The organism is Paenibacillus sp. MT86, assembly GCF_058792535.1.
On the sequence record NZ_CM179499.1, the window covers coordinates 5,198,558 to 5,215,112 of the forward strand.

The following is a 16,555-nucleotide window of genomic DNA, read 5'->3' on the forward strand; positions in this document are numbered from 1 at the left end:
TATCAATCTAGTAAAGGCGGTGGAGATTATGGAGATTTCCACGACAGGTCAGTGGAATCACACATGCCAACTTGACACTTCAGCCAAGCCGCGTCGTAACATCGGATGGATATCAAGCAATTGGAGCGGATACTCTATCACTGGAAAAAAAGGGGCTTTCAAACGGGTCTCCGCCAAATGGAACGTGCCGTTTGTTCGGCCAAGCCGCGGGGCGTCCTACTCCTCGGCCTGGATCGGCATTGACGGATTCAGCAACAGCAATTTGATACAGACCGGAACGGGTCATGATTGGATAGACGGCAAGGCTTATTATTATGCTTGGTGGGAGATTCTCCCCGCCTCGGTTACGATCATTCCGCTGCCCATTCAGCCGGGTGACCGCATGCATGCCAGCATCATCAAGTGCAGCGGGTCGAACTGGCTGATCTGCCTTCGCAACGTATCCCGGAACTGGACCTTTCGAACATTGCAGCGGTACGGCGGTCCCCAGACCTCGGCGGAATGGATCGTCGAAGCGCCGCAAATCAATGGGGCGCTTGCCACGATGGCACGATTGTCCCCCGTTGTCTTCTCCTGCTGCCGCGTCAATGGGAAACGCCCCAAACTCACGGCGGATGATGGGGGCATTATGCTTCAGAATTCAACCGTTACCTCCATTCCCTCCAATCCGAACCGGGCGGGAGACGGTTTCGTTGTCAAAGGCGTTCATCAATAAGGGGCCTGGCGCCTTAATGCCCATCAACCAACAACAGCCGCTGCAGGCCGGAAAAGTCCGGCATGCAGCGGCTGCCCCTTTATCATATTCCGTAAACCGGGTTTCCCTTAAACAGCACAGCATGGCGGCGGGACCGCCTGGCAACGGCTTCTGCGGAGCAGCTGGCTTCCACAATCACCGCATCCGCCGCATCCCCGACGTTTGGCCACGCATAGCGGCCGTCCTGGTCTAGCGGCGTCACGCCTCCCGTAATAAACCCGAGGGCCTGTCCGAGCGAACGCTCATCGCTCATATGGAAGCGTTCGGCCAGCGTGCCCGCCTTGTCCAGATTATCCCCTTTGCCGAACGGGGACCAATGGTCCATAATGCTGTCTTGCCCAAGCGAGATGTTCACGCCGCGGCGGTGCAGCTGCGGGATCGGGATGGTTCGGCCAAGCGGTACGGAGGAGGTGACGGAAATACCCAAGTCCGCTAACCGAATCGCCACTTCATCCACCTCGCTTGGTGAGACGTCCGCGAAAGCGAGGGCATGGCTGAGCGTGACTCTTCCGTTCCAACCCGCCTCTTCCGTAAGATCAGCTACCCGTTTAAAGGCATTCAGTCCGATCTGGGACGACTCATGCAGGTGCAGATCAATGCCGGCGTTGGCTTCCACCGCCAGCTCCATCACGGTGTTCAGCGATTTCTCCATATCCTCGTCCACCGTCGTGGGATCCAGCCCGCCTACCAGCGCGGCTCCGTTCCGGAGCGCTTCCCTGACCAGGGATACGGACTGGCTGCGAAGCAAGCCGTGCTGAGGAAAAGCAACGATCTCCACAAAAGCTTTTTCCTTATATCCTTCAACCGCCTGCAAGGTGGCTTCCGAATTTTTCAGACCGACGACGGGATCCACATTGCAGTGGGAGCGGACATGGGTAGAACCGTAAACCAGCAGCAGATCCAGCAGTCCCTCCGCTCGCTCCTTGGCGGTGGGAAGAAGCTCGGGAAGCAGCCTCTCTTCCTCCTCGATCCGGCTGAAGATTCCGTGAGCCGGACGAAGCGGTGCCTTCCATGGTCCTCCATAATAGGTTTTGTCCAGGTGGATATGCATATCTCTAAAAGAGGGCAGCATCAGATTCCCCTTCATATCCCATGACGGCAGCAGCGAATCCGGCAAAGCCTCCGCGGGACGAATCTCAGAAAAAGCCCCATTCTCTATCTTCACATGAAAAAGTCCCGTTTCGGTTCCGGTCACCACGTCATCCTCGTAGCGGTAACCCGTTTCCAGTCGGACATGCAGCAGCCAGTATGCCTTGCTGTGTTTGTTCATATAACCTTCATCCCCTTCTCGCTAATATCTGCCCTCTTTTCGATATCCCTTAGTTCGCAGCCTCCATTAAGATGCGTTCGATTTCTTGATATCCCCGCTCCTGGGCGTGCTGCAGGGGAGTTACGCCGTTCCCGTCCGGAAGCTCAGGGTCTGCCCCATGATCCAGCAGCAGCTTCACGATACGCTGATAGTTCTCGCTGCCGTCACCGAGAATGACAGCCTCCAGCAGCGCGGTCAGTTCAAATTATTAATATGGTTCACATCGACGCTGGTCCGGGTCAGCAGCTCCTGCACAATCTCCACATGACCGCGGTCGGAGGCCGGAATGAGAGCCGTACCGCCAAAACGGTTCGTGAGCGTCACATCCGCATCGGCATTAATGGCCAACCTCAGGATGTCCAGCATTCCTTCAGCACCGGCATACAAAAACACATTATTCAGTTGATGATCCCGAATATTGATATCGGCGCCAGCCTGAATCAAGGCGTCTACCGTATCGACATGATTGCGGTAGGTTGCCGCCATCACCGCCGTTCTTCCCTGTTCATCCGTCGCATCGATGTTAGCGCCGGATTGAAGAAGCTGTCGTACTTGCTCCGTATTCCCTTGCTCGGCGGATTCAATGAGTTGACGATCCATATTCTTCTTCACCTCGTGTTTCTCCGAATTTGGTTGACAGGCCGACAGGAAAAGGATCAATAGCATAGCTGTTATACGCAGCACCCGATACTCCCCCTCTTTCTATCGTATATATGGGTATGCTACCATGAGACAGAACCATATGAAAAATACTTAAAAAATTGAATTTATGAAGGTTTTTCATATACAAGGAGGTTTGCATAAGCATATGGATATCAGGCAGCTCCGCTATTTTATTGCCATCGTGGAGGAAGGCACCATCTCGCTCGCCGCCAACCGGCTTCATATATCCCAGCCGCCGCTCAGTCAGCAGCTGAAAGCCATGGAGGAAGAACTCGGATCGGTCTTGGTATATCGAAGAGGGAAGCGGCTGGAAATCACCGAATCGGGGAAAGCGCTGTACAAATACGCGCTCCAAATGACCCAGCTCATGGAAGAGGCTAAAGCCGAAGTGAAAGAGGTCGGGAACGGCGATAAAGGAACGCTGAGCCTTGGTATCAATACCCTGTCTTCGGTAGAGCTGCCGTCATGGCTCCATGAGTTCAGGGCAAGATATCCCCAAGTCTCGTATAAAATTCAGCAAAACGAGTCGTATCAGCTCTGTGAGCTCGTGCGAAACCGGTCGCTCGAAGTAGCGATCGTTCGCCTGCCGCTTGAATTGGACGATTTCTCGATCCTTCATCTGCAGACGGAGCCTTTTTACATGCTCACCTCGGAGCCATCCATCGAACAGGAGACGACCCTCCCCCATATCGCGCAGCATCCGCTTATTCTGCCAAGCACGGAAGGGCTGGGCGTGTATTATACGATCCAGATGGCTTTCTCGGAGCAGAAGCTGCAGCCCAACATCGTAGCCGAATGCTCCGACATTTCGTTGCTGCTGCGCTTGGTCTCTTCGGGGTTCGGCGTGGCGATCGTTCCCGAGACCCTGATCAAACAGCGGCTGCCCGCAGCGGTGCATGCCTTCAAAATCAAGGACACCCCGGCTGCGGCCTCCTCGGCCTTAATCTGGCTGAAGGATCACCATGTCTCCAGAACGGCGCTGAACTTCATTGACCTGTTGGCTAGCACCTTATAGATTTGCGAACCTCATCGGATGTCCAGCAGCAAAAAGAGGACAGAGCTAATGAAGCTCCGTCCTCCAACAGGGTGCCGTTTATTTCGTGCGATACAACGAGCCTGCGACCCCCTCCCGCTCCTGCTTCTGTCCTTGGGAGTGAAGATACAGCTCTTCGTAATACCCATGGGAATCCAACAGTTCCTCATGGGTTCCTTGCTCCACGATTCGGCCTCTGCTCATGACCAAGATGCGGTCCGCCCCCATGATGGTGGATAAGCGGTGGGCAATGACAAGGGTCGTCCGCCCCTCGGCAACGAGCTGCAGCGCATTCTGGATGAGCTGCTCCGTGTGCGAATCCAGGTTGGCGGTCGCTTCGTCCAGAATGAGAATTTTGGGCTGGAACACGATGATTCGCGCGAAGGAGATCAGCTGCCGCTCGCCGGCGGACAAGCCGCTGCCCCGCTCCGACAGCCGGGTGTCATATCCCTCCTTCATCCTCCTGATGATTGAATCCGCGCCGATAAAGCGGCAAGCCTCGATCACCCGTTCCCTGGATATGTCCTCATCGAACAGCCGTACATTGTCCAGCACCGTTCCGGAGTAGAGATAGGGCTCCTGCTGCACAAGGCCCACGATCCGATGCAGATCGGACTGCGCCAGCTCCCGGATGTCGATTCCATCAATCCGAATGCTCCCTTCGTTCACGTCGTAAAAACGGCACAGCAGGCTAATGAGCGAGCTTTTTCCCGCGCCGGTGGTTCCGACGATCCCGATCATTTCCCCGGGTTGGATATGAAGATCCAAATCCCGAATGACCGGAGCCCCGCCTTCGTAACCGAACGTGACCCGGTCGAAGTCGACGCGGCCCTGAACCTTCGACTTCTCCAAGGCCTCCGGCATGCGTCGATCCGTAACCTCAGGCTGAATCGCGAGCAGGCTCCATATCCGGTTAATCGCCACCGTCGCCGATTGCAGCGTATTCCACTGCTGGGTGATCGTATTGATCGGCTGGAAGAACAAACGGATATACGTAATAAAAGCATACAGCACGCCGAACTCCAGCGTCGTCCCCAGAACGGCTTGCCCGCCGAGCCACGTCACGAACGCAATCGCCAGGTTGTTCAATATCTCGTAGGAGCGGTTAAACAGCACATTGGTCCGGATCTCCCGGATGTTGGCTTTGAAATAAGAGTCGTTCCGCTCCTCGAACTGCTTCTCCTGCTCCTTCTGCTGATGGAACACTTGGATCAGGTTCATGCCTGAGAGATTCTCCGCCACGAAAGCCACCAGCCGGGATAACCGCGTTCTCGCCATCTGGTAGGTGTGGCGCATATACCGCCGGAACGCAATCGCGATCCCTGCAATGATCGGCAGCAGGATGAGGCAGTATAAGGTCAGCGTGACGTCCAGCTGGAACATCATCACCAGGATGAAGATCAGCGTGAAGCCGTCACGAAACAGGCTGAGCAGCACCTGGTTAAAAAACTGGTTGATCGCTTCGGTATCGCTGGATACATGCGTAATCAAGCTGCCGCTCGGCACCTTGTCGAAATACGACATCGACAGCCTCGAGATATGGGCAAACAGCCGTTTGCGAATGCTCGCTACAATGCTCTGCCCCGCTTTTTGCAGCAAATTATTTTGCAGATAGGTAAACATCATGCTGAGCAGCGATAACGAAAAATAGATGCCGCAGATGATCATCAGGCTCTTGTAATCGTTCTTGCCGACCATCAGATTATCGTCGATCGCGATTTTCATCAGGTACGGCTGCAGCAGCTCTGCCGAGATGGCAATCAAGGTGCAGCCGATAAACCCGGCAAAGGTCAGCCGGTGTTCCTTCATATAACCCGACAAAGCCCGGAACGTGGAAATATACTTTGGCTTGGACTGAGGGGCGTTCAAATCCGCCTTCTGATCCAGCTGCCAATTGTTAATGGCCTGTGCCATGTTGCTTCATCCCCTCTTCCTGAATGTCATGCAGCGTCCGGTACAGTCCGTCCGTAGACAGCAGTTCTTCATGCGTACCCCGCTGGACGATCACTCCCTGATCCAGGACGTTGATCTCATCGGCATGCTTCAATGCACTAATCCGGTGGGCAATGATGATCGTGGTCTTCCCCTGGCGGATATCGCGAATCGTCTCCATGATTTCCGTCTCCGTCACCGCATCGACGGCACTTACGCTGTCGTCCAGAATGAGGATGGGCGCATCCTTGATGATTCCCCTCGCCAGGCTTGTCCGCTGCCGCTGTCCGCCGGAAAGGGTAATGCCGCGCTCCCCTAAGCGGGTCTCGAACTTGTCCGGAAACTCCGCTATGTTGTCATGCACCCGTGCCTTTCGCGCCGCTTCCTCGACGACGGCCGGTTCCGTGTCCCTTCTATAGAAAGCAATATTCTCGCGGATGGTCGAGCTGAACAGGAAGCCGTCCTGGGGAACGTAAGCGATTCCTTCGCGCAGGCTTTTTAATGTAAGCTTCCGAATGTCCTCGCCGCCGATCAGCACCTTCCCCGGAGGCGGGTCGTAGGTGCGCAGCAGCAGCTTCATCAGCGTGGTTTTTCCGCTTCCCGTACGGCCGATGATGCCCAGCGTCGCGCCGGGCGGAACGCTCAGCCGAATGCCGCGCAGCACCTGCCTGGAACCTCCTTCATGGCCGTCCAAAGCATCGTAGGAAAAAGATAAATCCCGCACCTCAATCCCTGGATACTCCAGATTCAGCTCCTTGGCGCCAGGCAGTTCCTTAATGTCGGCCTGCTTATCAAGCAGATCGTTCAAGCGGTCAAGCGAGGCCCTCGCTCTCTGGACGACATTAATGACATTCCCGATCTGCTGCAGCGGGTTCATCAGCATGCGAATGTAAAGCGTCAATGCGACAAAGTTACCGACCGAGATGCGTCCCATGATCGTTAAGTAACCGCCGAATGAGAGGGCGATAATAAGGGAGGATGCGCCTAGAAACGGAATGATCGATTGAAAGAGCGACGACACGCGCACCAGCCGCAGCTGCTTGTCCCGGATGCTGTCCACCGTCGTCCCGAAGCGCCGTTTCATCGTCTCTTCCACCGCAAACTTCTTCGTGACGCGGATCCCGCCAAACTGCTCCTCCGCCGATTCCGTCATCACGCCCAGCGCTTCCTGAACCTGAAGCGATCTTCTCCTGATGATCGGCCCGAGCCAGACAACGATGATCGGTATCAGCAGCAAAGGAACGATGCTTGCGGCCACCAGATACAGCGGAACATTCGTTATCAGCAGCATGACTATCGTGGAGACCAGCAGGATCGAGGCGTTTGCCGTCTGATTGATCCCCATCGAGATCGCTTCCCTTACCGTCGTCACGTCGTTCATGAAATAACTTAGCAGCTTGCCGACGCCGTTCTTGGAATAAAACCGCTCGCTGAGCCCCGTAAAATGGACAAACAGGCGGCGCCGGTTCATAAATTCGAAATAACGTCCCGTGTACATGACCAGAAACTGGCCGATCCCGCCGATGACGGCAAAGCCGACGCCGATACCCAGCAGCGTCCAGCTGTACTGCACAACGCCGCCGACCGACAATAAACCATCCTTCAATTCATCCGTGAAATTGCCCAGCACCCTCGGGAAATTCACGTGGATGATATTGGCTACCAAGTGACAGCAAATCGACAACACATAAAATGGCCACGTCTTCCTGAAAAAGTCTCCAAGTATTCGATGAGAGTCCAATGTCCCATATCACTTCCTGTCCTGTTATTGGATTATTCAGTCCGTTACGTTCCCCCTTCCATACGTTTGCTGTGATGCTCCCATATTAATAGGTTCTAGATATAAAGGAGTCCTCCTTCCTAAACCGCCTGATGTTTTATTTAAATTTAGACATAACGTCAATCAAGGTCATTCGAGTCCAATAATCTAAAGATAGAGCCGCGCCCATGGGGCGCGACTCCGGATAACGATATATTCTTATGCATGGCAAAATCCTGATCCGGTTTACGCCGAGCCGGCCAACCATACCGCGGGCTCGCCGGAATAGGTCAGCAGCAGCTTATGCATGGCCCGGGTACAGGCAATATAGAGCAAGCTTCGATCCATCTCGGTACGATAGTTTGCGGCGCCCGCAAAAGGAACGATAACCTGGTCGAATTCCAGCCCTTTGGCCATATGGGCGGAGGTAATCGTGATTCCCTCCGGAAAGCGGTCGCTGCTAAAATCGAGCAGGCTCACGTTGTCCGTTAACCCCTTGACCGACTCGTACACCTGCCGGGCTTGCGATGACGTTTTGCATATGATCCCCATCGTCTGCATCCCGGCATTCGGAAAGTTTCGGGTGAGCTCTTGAATGAACGCCAGCTCCTGCGCCGCATCATGACACCGGATCAGCAGCGGTTCTTCACCATGCCGCTCCACGGGAATCATGGTGCTGCGCGGATGGATCCGCTTTGCAAGCTTCATGATTTCCAGCGTGGAGCGGTAGCTTTTTACCAGTTCGATAGTATCGGCTTGAGGAAACACGCGCTGGATATCGGGCAGCGAGGTTGAAGTATACACGTTGACCGATTGGTTGCTGTCGCCGAGAATCGTCTTTTTGCAAGCAAACCATTTGGAGATGACGGCATACTGAATCGGAGTATAATCCTGCATTTCATCGACCAGCAGATGCTTTACCATATCGTAGGAGGTACTCCCTTCCAGATGCATCTTGAGGTAAATCAGCGGAAAAACGTCAGCGTATTCGATCGTTCTCCTCCCCTTCATGATGAACAGATCCGGTATGTTCCGATATGAGAAGAATGCCTTGTACAGGCTTAAAGCATTTTGATATTTGAACATTTTTCGGATCGCGGCTTTGACTTTATTGGCTTCCGCCGAAGTCAGCCTCTCACCGTCCTCCGTACGGGCCTGCCCCGACAGGACCGAGGCGGTCTTCTCCAATCGCTGCCTGACCGGCAAACTCATGCTGCCAAGGTATTTATCCATAACCTCCGAGGCCGGTATGAGCACCCCCTTCATCTGAATATCCGTTGGCTGGAAAAATTGCTGATCACCATATTCCAGATAAGCATCCAGCTCATGCACAAAATCCAAACCGGCCTTGTACCGGATCCGTTCGATGGCCTGCTCGTCATGGGCGTGTACGATTTCGTCCACCTGTTCGGAGAAGGTCTGGAACTGACATAATCCTCGGAGCTCTTTGGCAGCAAGCTCCTCCATCGTGACCTCCATGATTTTCTCTTCGCCAAGCTCCGGCAGCACGCTCGATATATAATCCGAGAACACTTTATGCGGGGATATGATTAGCACGTTGCTGGAAGTCAAGGTTTCCTTATGGCGATACAGGAGAAAGGCCACCCTGTGCAGGGCCACCGAGGTTTTGCCCGAGCCTGCCGCTCCCTGAATGATCAGCTCAAGCGCGGTTTCGTTTCGGATGATGGCATTTTGCTCCTGCTGGATGGTAGCCACGATATTCTTCATCTTCTCGTCCGAGTTGCTGCTGAGCTCCTTCTGCAGCACGTCGTCATTGATGTTCATGGAGCTCTCGATCATATATTCCATGTGGCCGTCTTTGATTTTATACTGCCTTTTGACGGTAATTTCGCCCTGCAGCCTCCCCATGGGCGCTTCATACGACGCAGGGCCGGCATTGTAATCATAAAACAGGCTGGCCACCGGCGAGCGCCAATCATAGATGAGATGCTCCTGACTCTCCGGGTTCGTGAACGAATGGGTGCCGATATAGTAGGCGCCTTCTTCTTCCTTCGGTTCATTCGTACGAAAATCCACCCTCCCAAAATAAGGCGAGGCAAGCAGCTTGCGCATCCTCTGCAGCCTGGCCGCCTGTTTCTCTCCGGTATCGATCGACAAAGAAATATCAACCCGGTTGGCCGCACGCTCCGCCGCATCCAATTGGGCCATGTTGACCCACAGGTATTTCTTGGCTTCAATGATATCCTTATACGAATCGGACACCTTCCCCTCTAATTCCTCCGATGCCCGTTGAAGCTCCTTTAATACCAATGCAAGATATTCCCGCTCTGCGTTTTCGTTTGGATTCAGCACTCCGATTTCCCCCTCTTCGCTAAAGAATAGCTCTAAGTATAGGGGTTTCCCGAAAAAAATATAGACTTATACTTTCCGTTGTAGTATTGTGTATTTATCGTGGGTCCAAAAATAGCGATACGATGGACATAGACTGCAAATGACGTACCATAGATAAAAACCAGGCTGCATGTTCATGCAGGCCTGGTTTTTTTGTGCTTGTTACCGCTCGTTTTTCGTCTGGTACAGATAAAGCGTAAGCGGGGCAAATATCCCCATAAACAGCACGCAGACTCCGATTCCGGTCATAATCACGGCCGGGCCTGGCGTACCGCTCATCAGCGCCCTGACGGTGGTTGCCGCCATACTGACGGGATTCAGATCAATGAGGGTCGCTGTCCATTTCGGCATCGTCGACGAATCCACCAGAATGCTGCTGGCGAACAGCAGCGGATATATCGCGATCATGCTGGACCCCGACACCGTCTCCGGCCGCTTGGCCACGACGCCGACCAGCGCAAATATCCAGCTGACGCTGAAGGCAAACAACAGGATGAAGGCTATGGCGCACAACACCTGAACGGCGCTGCCTTCGGGGCGGAAACCCAGCGCCACGCCCGTACCGAGGGCAGCAGTAACGCCGGCCGCATAACGCAGCCCATCCGTAAGGATGGAGCCAATCACGGATGCGGGCTGCCAGAAGGGCAGCGTTCGGAAACGATTGTACACCCCTTTGGTAATATCCGAGCATATCGTGGTTCCGCTGTACACTGTCATGGGAACGACCGTCAGGATCAGGATGCCGGGCAAGAGGAATTGAATATAAGCCCCGGTTGACCCGGCCATGGCACCGCCGAACAGGTAACTGAAGATGAGCAGCAGCAGAACCGGCGACAGAACCGCATCCATCACCAGACCAAACCCGTTATGCTTGGTATGCTGCCAGGTTCTCCACATAAAGATTCGGATCGACGTCAGGATAGAGGGAGGATCGATGACCGCTCGCCGAACCGTCGGCAAGCCGTCCTTATTCGCTGTCGCTGTATGCTGGTTTGCACTCATGGAGCGCCTCCTTTCGACTTTGCGTCGGTCAGGGACAGAAAGACCTCATCCAGACTCGGCTCGCTTAAGGCAAAATAGTCAATGGCGAACCCGTTCTCCATCAGCGTATGGATGGCCCGATGGGCAGAAATCGCATCCTTCACCGGGATCTTATGTACCAACGGATGATCGTCCTGCAATACGGTCAGGGCGTGCGCCTCGTATAACCACGTACCCAATTTATCCCGATCGGCCTGCTCGTTGAATTGGACGGTTAACGTCCTGTCGCCAATCGAAGCCTTCAATTGCCGGGGCGTCCCTTCGGCTATCAGGTTCCCTTTATCCATCACGGCAATCCGGTCCGCCAGTTGATCAGCTTCCTCCAAGTATTGGGTTGTGAGCAGCACCGTTGTCCCCCGTTTCAAGAGCGACCTTACAACATCCCACACTTGAACACGGCTTTGCGGGTCCAGTCCCGTCGTCGGCTCATCCAGAATAATAACATCGGGCTCGGTAACGATACTGGCGGCAATATCCAGCCGCCTCCGCATCCCGCCGGAGTAATGCTGCACCGCGCGATCCTTCGCTTCGCTGAGTCCGAAGGCTTCGATCAGCTCCTCGCTTACGGACCGGGCCGCTTTTGCCGAATGACCGTATAGCCTGGAGATCAGCTTTAAATTCTGAAGACCGGAGAGTCCTTCATCCAGTGCCGCAAACTGGCCCGTCAAGCTAATCCTTCTCCGAACGTTTCGGGCATAGCCCACGATATCAAATCCGGCTACGCTGGCGCACCCGCCATCCGGCTTTATCAGGGTGGATAACATATGGATGGTGGTTGTTTTTCCGGCGCCGTTCGGACCTAACAAGGCAAAGAGCTCTCCTTGTTCGACTCGCAGATCGATTCCTCGAACGACCTCCGTTCCGTTATAGGATTTACGAAGCCCTTTCGTTTCAATGGCGTAAGACAAGTATCACATTCCCTTCTCTTCCTTTATCATCGCGGTCTCCATCATCTTAAGAAGGCCCGCTCTTAAAAATCGTCCAGATGATCACGGACCCAATCGGCAAGCGTTGCTGCCGGCCGCCCGGTGACCTCCTCCACCGTCGGCAGTACCGTATAACCGATCTCGGGCGGATTTTTTCCCATTTGCACAAAAAACTCAATCGACTCTTCGTCGTAGCCCTGCTCTCTCCATTGCTCTCTCGCCTGTTCCTCGGTCAGTTCGACAAAACGGATCTCCTTGCCTGTTACCTCGCTTATGATCCGAACCGCTTCCGTTCGCGAGAGGGCCTCCGGTCCCGTAAGGAAATATTCTTGGCCATGGTGACCTTCCTCCAGAAGTGCGGCAACGGCCACGCGAGCGATATCGGCTTCATGGATTCTCGCACTCAACGCATGGCCGAACGGCTCGCGGACAACGCCTTCGTCACGGATCGATTCCTGCCAATCGGTCCGTATATTCGCCATAAACTCACCGGGCTTGAGCAGGGTCCATTCCATTCCGCTGTTTCGCAGAGCTGCTTCTACGGGACCTTCTTCATAGCCCACCAATACCGTTACCCGCTTTACGCCCGCCTTCTCGGCCAGCTCGATAATCCGCGGATCCGTCTGAAGGGTTCCGTAAGCCTCATCGCTGGAAATGATCAGATGCATCGCGGTTACGCCTTGCAGGGCGGGGATCAGACTATCCGGGTCATTGAGATTGCCGGCATACATCTGAACGCCCTCGGGCACTTTCGCCTGCCGCGGATGGCGTGAGATCGCTCTCACTTCGTTTCCTTGCAGCACAAGCTGCTGCACGATGTGTTTTCCAACGGTTCCGGTAGCGCCTGTTATTAAAATGGTCATATGGAAATCCTCCTTGTGCGTTGATTAAAGGTACGCGTATATTTGTTGCGTCATGGTTCGTAACGTTTACGGATGTCCTCCAGCTCTTTCAGCAAATCTTCCTTAAGCTCCGGCGGCGAGAGGATCTCCACCTTGGCACCGTAGCTTAGGATCACCGAGACAGCATACGCTTTGGTGTAGAAGATGGTTTGGACATCCAAGCATCCCTCGCTGGAGGCGCATGCATCCGGAAACTGCTCGATCACCCGCGGACCGGCGGACGGATCGAAACGAAGATGCGCCTCAATTCCCTGCACTTCCTCTTGCTCCTCCCGCTCCAGGCCCTCTCTTCGGACGTGTTCTCGGATATTTCAAGACCGGTTATGCGAGATACCCTGAAAATTCGCTTCGACTCCTGGAGCAAGCAGTAAGCCTCCAAATACCAGACGCCTTGTTCCCAGTACAGCTGCAGCGGCTCCACTTGCCGCTCTGAGCGGCTGCCGGATGCGCTGGTATAATGAAGGGTTATCAGGTTCGAGCCTTCAATGGCTTTCAACATTTGCCGGACCCATGTCCGCTCATGTTCCGACGTGCTCATCTCGACTATGATTTGTTCATGACATCCTCCGTTCAACAGGGCAGGCTGCAGGGTTCCGAGCTTATTCATGATCGCTGTATATCTCCCTTTCACAGTCCCTTCGATGCCCTTTAAGAGATTATAGATAGCCAAAAAGTCATCCACGGAGAAGTGCTGCCTCGTCAGGTAGAACCCGCTCATCAGTTCAAACCCGCCATCCGCACCGGGATAGGAAGCGATTGGAATGCCGGCCTGATTGATGAGGTCCACATCGCGGTAAATCGTGCGAACCGAAACCTCGTACCTAGCAGCCAGCGCCGTGGCGGTCACTCTTCTTTTGGTCAACAATTCCATCGTAATGCCAAGCAGCCGGTCCAGCTTCATCGTTTACACTCCTTGCGTTTCGTCCTTTTTGACTTCTGAATCGAATGTTAAACCATAAATCCTGACATCTAGCATGTCAGGATTGAATTACGTTCCCGTTGAAATAGGGATTATTTTTATGAAAAGCAGTAGATGAGGCGGGACAACAAAAAAGCTCCGTATCACGGAGCTTCCTGCATAGATTATATCATATTCAGACGGTCTCACTGCTGCTGAAGCCATCGGATGGCAGCAAGCTTTTCCCGCTGCTATAACGAACGGCAACATGTTGCGGTTTTACGCTTTCCACTCGACCCATTGGCCATCCTGCGGAATTTCGATTCGCGAGCCAAGGCCTTCAGCTGCCAGACGACCGGACAGCGCTTCTCTTGTCACTAGGCAGTGGTTGATGGCTTCCATATGGACCGCAACGGCCTTCGTATATGGAGCATACCGCAGCAGTTCGATCACATCGTCCTCATCCATGATGATCGGGTCCCCCGCGAGAAACCGGGCTCCGCCGGCATTGACAACCGTCATATCGGGCTTATGTGCATCGAGCGCTTCTTCCACTTCATCGCACCAGATGGTATCGCCCGCTATATAAAGCGTCGGGTGTCCTTCTGCTTTCAGAATAAAGCCGGATACCTGCCCCATCATCTGGCCGATCTCACCGGTTCCATGCCGGCCGCCGGTTCGGATGATCGAGATTCCTTCATATTCCAAGGATTCCGATACTGCCGTCACGGACGCAAAACCCTGTGATGATATGGTATCCTCATCTCCCGGTTGGCACAGGATCGGCGTTGACTTCGGCAGTGCGTCGATCGCGTCTTGATCCCAGTGATCCGGGTGCAGGTGCGTGACCAGCACCGCGTTCGGACGGAGCTTGTCAGCCATGGAGAACGGCAGCGGGACAAGCGGATTCCGTCTGTCATTCGCGGAGTTGAAGACGGGCGGGTTCGCCTTGGCATCGCTAAACATCGGATCGACCAGCAGTTCAAGATGGGCGTACTGTATTCTTAACGTAGCATTACGTATAAGCTGAAGTTTCACTTTCATTTCCCCTTTGTTTCAATTAATATGGTTCTTAAACCCATTATAGAGATCGCTATAATTCCTGCCTACGGCTTCGTGAAAGGAATTAGGGGAACTCACTTTCATCGTGAAAGGAACATTCGCATGCCAAGCGCTCATGAATTCGACGAAGTCGATCTTCGCATATTGCAGCACCTGCTCGAGGATGCAAGCCTGTCTCACAAAGCGATCGGACAGCGGGTGCATTTGACGGGACAAGCCGTCGGGGCCCGCGTTCGCAAGCTGCAGGATCTGGGTGTCATTGAAGGCTTTACGCTTCGTTGGAATCCGGACAAAATCGGTCTGACCGTACACGCTTTTGTCACCGTGTTCTTGGCGTTACATACGGCTCACTCTCCTTTCCTGTCCTTTATTCAGTCGCACGACATGGTCGCCGAAACCCACCGCGTCAGCGGTGAGGGCTGTTATTGGCTCAGGGTACGGGCGGGTTCGCCCAAGGATTTGAACGATTTTCTGGAAGAGCTTCTGAAGTACGGGAATTATAAAGTCAGCCTGTCCATTGACCAGGTCAAATAAAAAGAAGAAGCGGGCTGTCCCCAGGATCAGCCCGCTTCTTCTTTTAAATCTATTCTGAATTTTTCATATGATGAAATTTAAATATACTTCCGTTTATTTTACCGCGTTTTCTTCAGCCATCAATTCCCGCGCATATTCGTTCAGATTGATGGACCGGCCTTGATTCAGCCTCGATTTCTCCGCTGCGAACGCGATAAGATGGCTCCGCACGGAGGCGCTTGCCGACGTCAGGCTCTCCTGTCCATTATAGCTCCGAACCTCTCTCAGGAAGCTGGCCACGATCCCGCTGTCGCCCCCGCCATGTCCGCTGGATTGCGAAGGAATCGTAATCTCCGTCTTCTGACCGGTCAGGAAATCGTATACCGTGATCTTGCCTTCCTCTCCCCGAAGCTCGCCGAGGGTACCCATAATTTGGATTCTGCGCTCCTGTTCATGCGTAAATCCGCACATGCTGAACATCGCGGTGGCCCCGCCCTCAAACTCCATATTGACGACCTGATGATCAACGACGTTGTTATCGCTCCGATATACGCAGCGGCCATAGTCCGTCTCGCGAAGCCCCTGAATAATGTTCGGCTTGGTCAGCTCCTGGGTAAAATGCCTTGCCCAGCCCTTGTACTCATCGCTCAAGTAAAACCGGGGAGCGGAATAGGGACAGACGGGTTCCACTTTGCAATCCAGGCATCGGTCCCCCGAGCCTTCGGGCGCCTGGTCCTCACGAAAATGCATCAGCGAGCCAAACGAAGTGACCTGCGTGCAGGGACGGTCCATCAACCAAGACAGCACATCCATGTCATGGCACGATTTGGCCAGAATCATCGGGCTTGCCTTGTCGGAGTTATTCCAATTCCCCCGCACAAAGCTGTGCGCCATATGCCAATATCCCACGTTCTCGTTCAGCTGGATCGAAGCCACCTCGCCGATGGTCCCTTCCTGAAGCACGCGTTTAATGGCACTCCAAAAGGGGGTATACCTCAGCACATGGCATATGGTCAAAAGCCTGTTGTTACGGATGGCGGCCTGCTCCATCTCCAGGCATTCCTTCGGCTCCGGGGACATCGGCTTCTCCAAAAGCACGTGATACTGTTTCTCCAATGCCTGCATGGTTGGGCCATAGTGCATACGGTCCTGCGTACAAATGACGGCGATATCGGCAAGCCGGGCCTCGGCCAGCAGCGGTTCCCAGGTATCGTAACACCGCTCCGGCGGGATGCCATGCTCCTCGGCAAATCGGGTACGCCGCGCCAGATCGGCCTCGGCTACGGCCACGAAGGCCAGTTCATGCGGGTAGTCCAGGGCATAGGGGGCATACCCCCCGGCGCCGCGCGCGCCTGCCCCGATCAATATGGCTTTCAATTGTGTCATCTCATGTCGCTCCTTTAATGTTCTG

14 protein-coding genes and 1 pseudogene are annotated in these 16,555 nt (G+C 54.2%); 3 read left to right on the forward strand and 12 right to left on the reverse strand.

The annotated features are described in order from the left end of the window. Positions 1-28: 28 nt before the first annotated feature. Positions 29-715, forward strand: coding sequence for a G1 family glutamic endopeptidase (locus AC3RCL_RS23410; protein ID WP_492532281.1), 687 nt, complete (start codon positions 29-31; stop codon positions 713-715). Between the two features lie 82 nt (positions 716-797). On the opposite strand, the gene AC3RCL_RS23415 is transcribed toward AC3RCL_RS23410, so the two are convergent. Beyond that, on the reverse strand, positions 798-2,024 hold the full coding sequence (locus tag AC3RCL_RS23415) for an amidohydrolase (protein WP_492532283.1): 1,227 nt from the start codon (positions 2,022-2,024) through the stop codon (positions 798-800). A gap of 49 nt (positions 2,025-2,073) precedes the next feature. Further along, positions 2,074-2,729, reverse strand: a pseudogene (locus tag AC3RCL_RS23420) (ankyrin repeat domain-containing protein). A gap of 142 nt (positions 2,730-2,871) precedes the next feature. Here AC3RCL_RS23420 and AC3RCL_RS23425 point away from each other — a divergent pair. Then, positions 2,872-3,741, forward strand: a complete 870-nt coding sequence (locus tag AC3RCL_RS23425; RefSeq protein WP_492532285.1) for a LysR family transcriptional regulator — start codon at positions 2,872-2,874, stop codon at positions 3,739-3,741. 78 nt (positions 3,742-3,819) lie between these two features. Here the strand turns inward: AC3RCL_RS23425 and AC3RCL_RS23430 are convergent, their stop codons facing one another. From AC3RCL_RS23430 to AC3RCL_RS23470, 9 genes are all read right to left on the reverse strand, one after another. Then, positions 3,820-5,673, reverse strand: coding sequence for an ABC transporter ATP-binding protein (locus tag AC3RCL_RS23430; RefSeq protein ID WP_486047862.1), 1,854 nt, complete (start codon positions 5,671-5,673; stop codon positions 3,820-3,822). Continuing rightward, entirely contained in the window at positions 5,657-7,432 is a 1,776-nt protein-coding gene (locus AC3RCL_RS23435; RefSeq protein ID WP_492532288.1) for an ABC transporter ATP-binding protein, read from the reverse strand. The genes AC3RCL_RS23430 and AC3RCL_RS23435 overlap by 17 nt, the downstream gene beginning before the upstream one ends. 264 nt (positions 7,433-7,696) lie before the next feature. Next, entirely contained in the window at positions 7,697-9,763 is a 2,067-nt protein-coding gene (locus AC3RCL_RS23440; RefSeq protein ID WP_492532290.1) for a HelD family protein, read from the reverse strand. A gap of 201 nt (positions 9,764-9,964) precedes the next feature. Further along, complete coding sequence (locus AC3RCL_RS23445; RefSeq protein WP_492532292.1) at positions 9,965-10,804, reverse strand: ABC transporter permease; 840 nt, start codon at positions 10,802-10,804, stop codon at positions 9,965-9,967. Then, positions 10,801-11,751: an ATP-binding cassette domain-containing protein gene (locus AC3RCL_RS23450; protein WP_492532294.1), complete on the reverse strand. Its 951-nt coding sequence runs from the start codon at positions 11,749-11,751 to the stop codon at positions 10,801-10,803. The genes AC3RCL_RS23445 and AC3RCL_RS23450 overlap by 4 nt, the downstream gene beginning before the upstream one ends. 62 nt (positions 11,752-11,813) lie before the next feature. Next, a complete protein-coding gene (locus AC3RCL_RS23455) occupies positions 11,814-12,632 on the reverse strand; it encodes an NAD(P)H-binding protein (RefSeq protein WP_492532296.1) in 819 nt (272 codons plus the stop codon). Positions 12,633-12,682: 50 nt separating this feature from the next. Continuing rightward, complete coding sequence (locus AC3RCL_RS23460; RefSeq protein ID WP_492532298.1) at positions 12,683-12,928, reverse strand: WCX domain-containing protein; 246 nt, start codon at positions 12,926-12,928, stop codon at positions 12,683-12,685. Then, positions 12,874-13,572, reverse strand: coding sequence for a helix-turn-helix transcriptional regulator (locus tag AC3RCL_RS23465; RefSeq protein ID WP_492532300.1), 699 nt, complete (start codon positions 13,570-13,572; stop codon positions 12,874-12,876). The genes AC3RCL_RS23460 and AC3RCL_RS23465 overlap by 55 nt, the downstream gene beginning before the upstream one ends. Before the next feature lie 276 nt (positions 13,573-13,848). Further along, on the reverse strand, positions 13,849-14,607 hold the full coding sequence (locus AC3RCL_RS23470; protein ID WP_213579449.1) for an MBL fold metallo-hydrolase: 759 nt from the start codon (positions 14,605-14,607) through the stop codon (positions 13,849-13,851). Positions 14,608-14,733: 126 nt separating this feature from the next. On the opposite strand from AC3RCL_RS23470, the gene AC3RCL_RS23475 reads away from it, so the two are divergent. Then, positions 14,734-15,165 (forward strand): Lrp/AsnC family transcriptional regulator, encoded by a 432-nt coding sequence (locus AC3RCL_RS23475; RefSeq protein WP_036660077.1) that lies wholly within the window; start codon positions 14,734-14,736, stop codon positions 15,163-15,165. A 93-nt stretch (positions 15,166-15,258) separates the two neighbouring features. Here the strand turns inward: AC3RCL_RS23475 and AC3RCL_RS23480 are convergent, their stop codons facing one another. Next, positions 15,259-16,530: a Gfo/Idh/MocA family protein gene (locus AC3RCL_RS23480; protein WP_492532303.1), complete on the reverse strand. Its 1,272-nt coding sequence runs from the start codon at positions 16,528-16,530 to the stop codon at positions 15,259-15,261. Positions 16,531-16,555: the final 25 nt, after the last annotated feature.

What these genes read in the sequence shown, in the direction of transcription:
- AC3RCL_RS23410 (WP_492532281.1), top strand. Translation starts at nt 29, where the DNA reads ATGGAGATTTCCACGACAGGTCAGTGGAATCACACATGCCAACTTGAC.
- AC3RCL_RS23415 (WP_492532283.1), bottom strand. Translation starts at nt 2,024, where the DNA reads ATGAACAAACACAGCAAGGCATACTGGCTGCTGCATGTCCGACTGGAA.
- AC3RCL_RS23425 (WP_492532285.1), top strand. Translation starts at nt 2,872, where the DNA reads ATGGATATCAGGCAGCTCCGCTATTTTATTGCCATCGTGGAGGAAGGC.
- AC3RCL_RS23430 (WP_486047862.1), bottom strand. Translation starts at nt 5,673, where the DNA reads ATGGCACAGGCCATTAACAATTGGCAGCTGGATCAGAAGGCGGATTTG.
- AC3RCL_RS23445 (WP_492532292.1), bottom strand. Translation starts at nt 10,804, where the DNA reads ATGAGTGCAAACCAGCATACAGCGACAGCGAATAAGGACGGCTTGCCG.
- AC3RCL_RS23455 (WP_492532296.1), bottom strand. Translation starts at nt 12,632, where the DNA reads ATGACCATTTTAATAACAGGCGCTACCGGAACCGTTGGAAAACACATC.
- AC3RCL_RS23465 (WP_492532300.1), bottom strand. Translation starts at nt 13,572, where the DNA reads ATGAAGCTGGACCGGCTGCTTGGCATTACGATGGAATTGTTGACCAAA.
- AC3RCL_RS23475 (WP_036660077.1), top strand. Translation starts at nt 14,734, where the DNA reads ATGCCAAGCGCTCATGAATTCGACGAAGTCGATCTTCGCATATTGCAG.
- AC3RCL_RS23480 (WP_492532303.1), bottom strand. Translation starts at nt 16,530, where the DNA reads ATGACACAATTGAAAGCCATATTGATCGGGGCAGGCGCGCGCGGCGCC.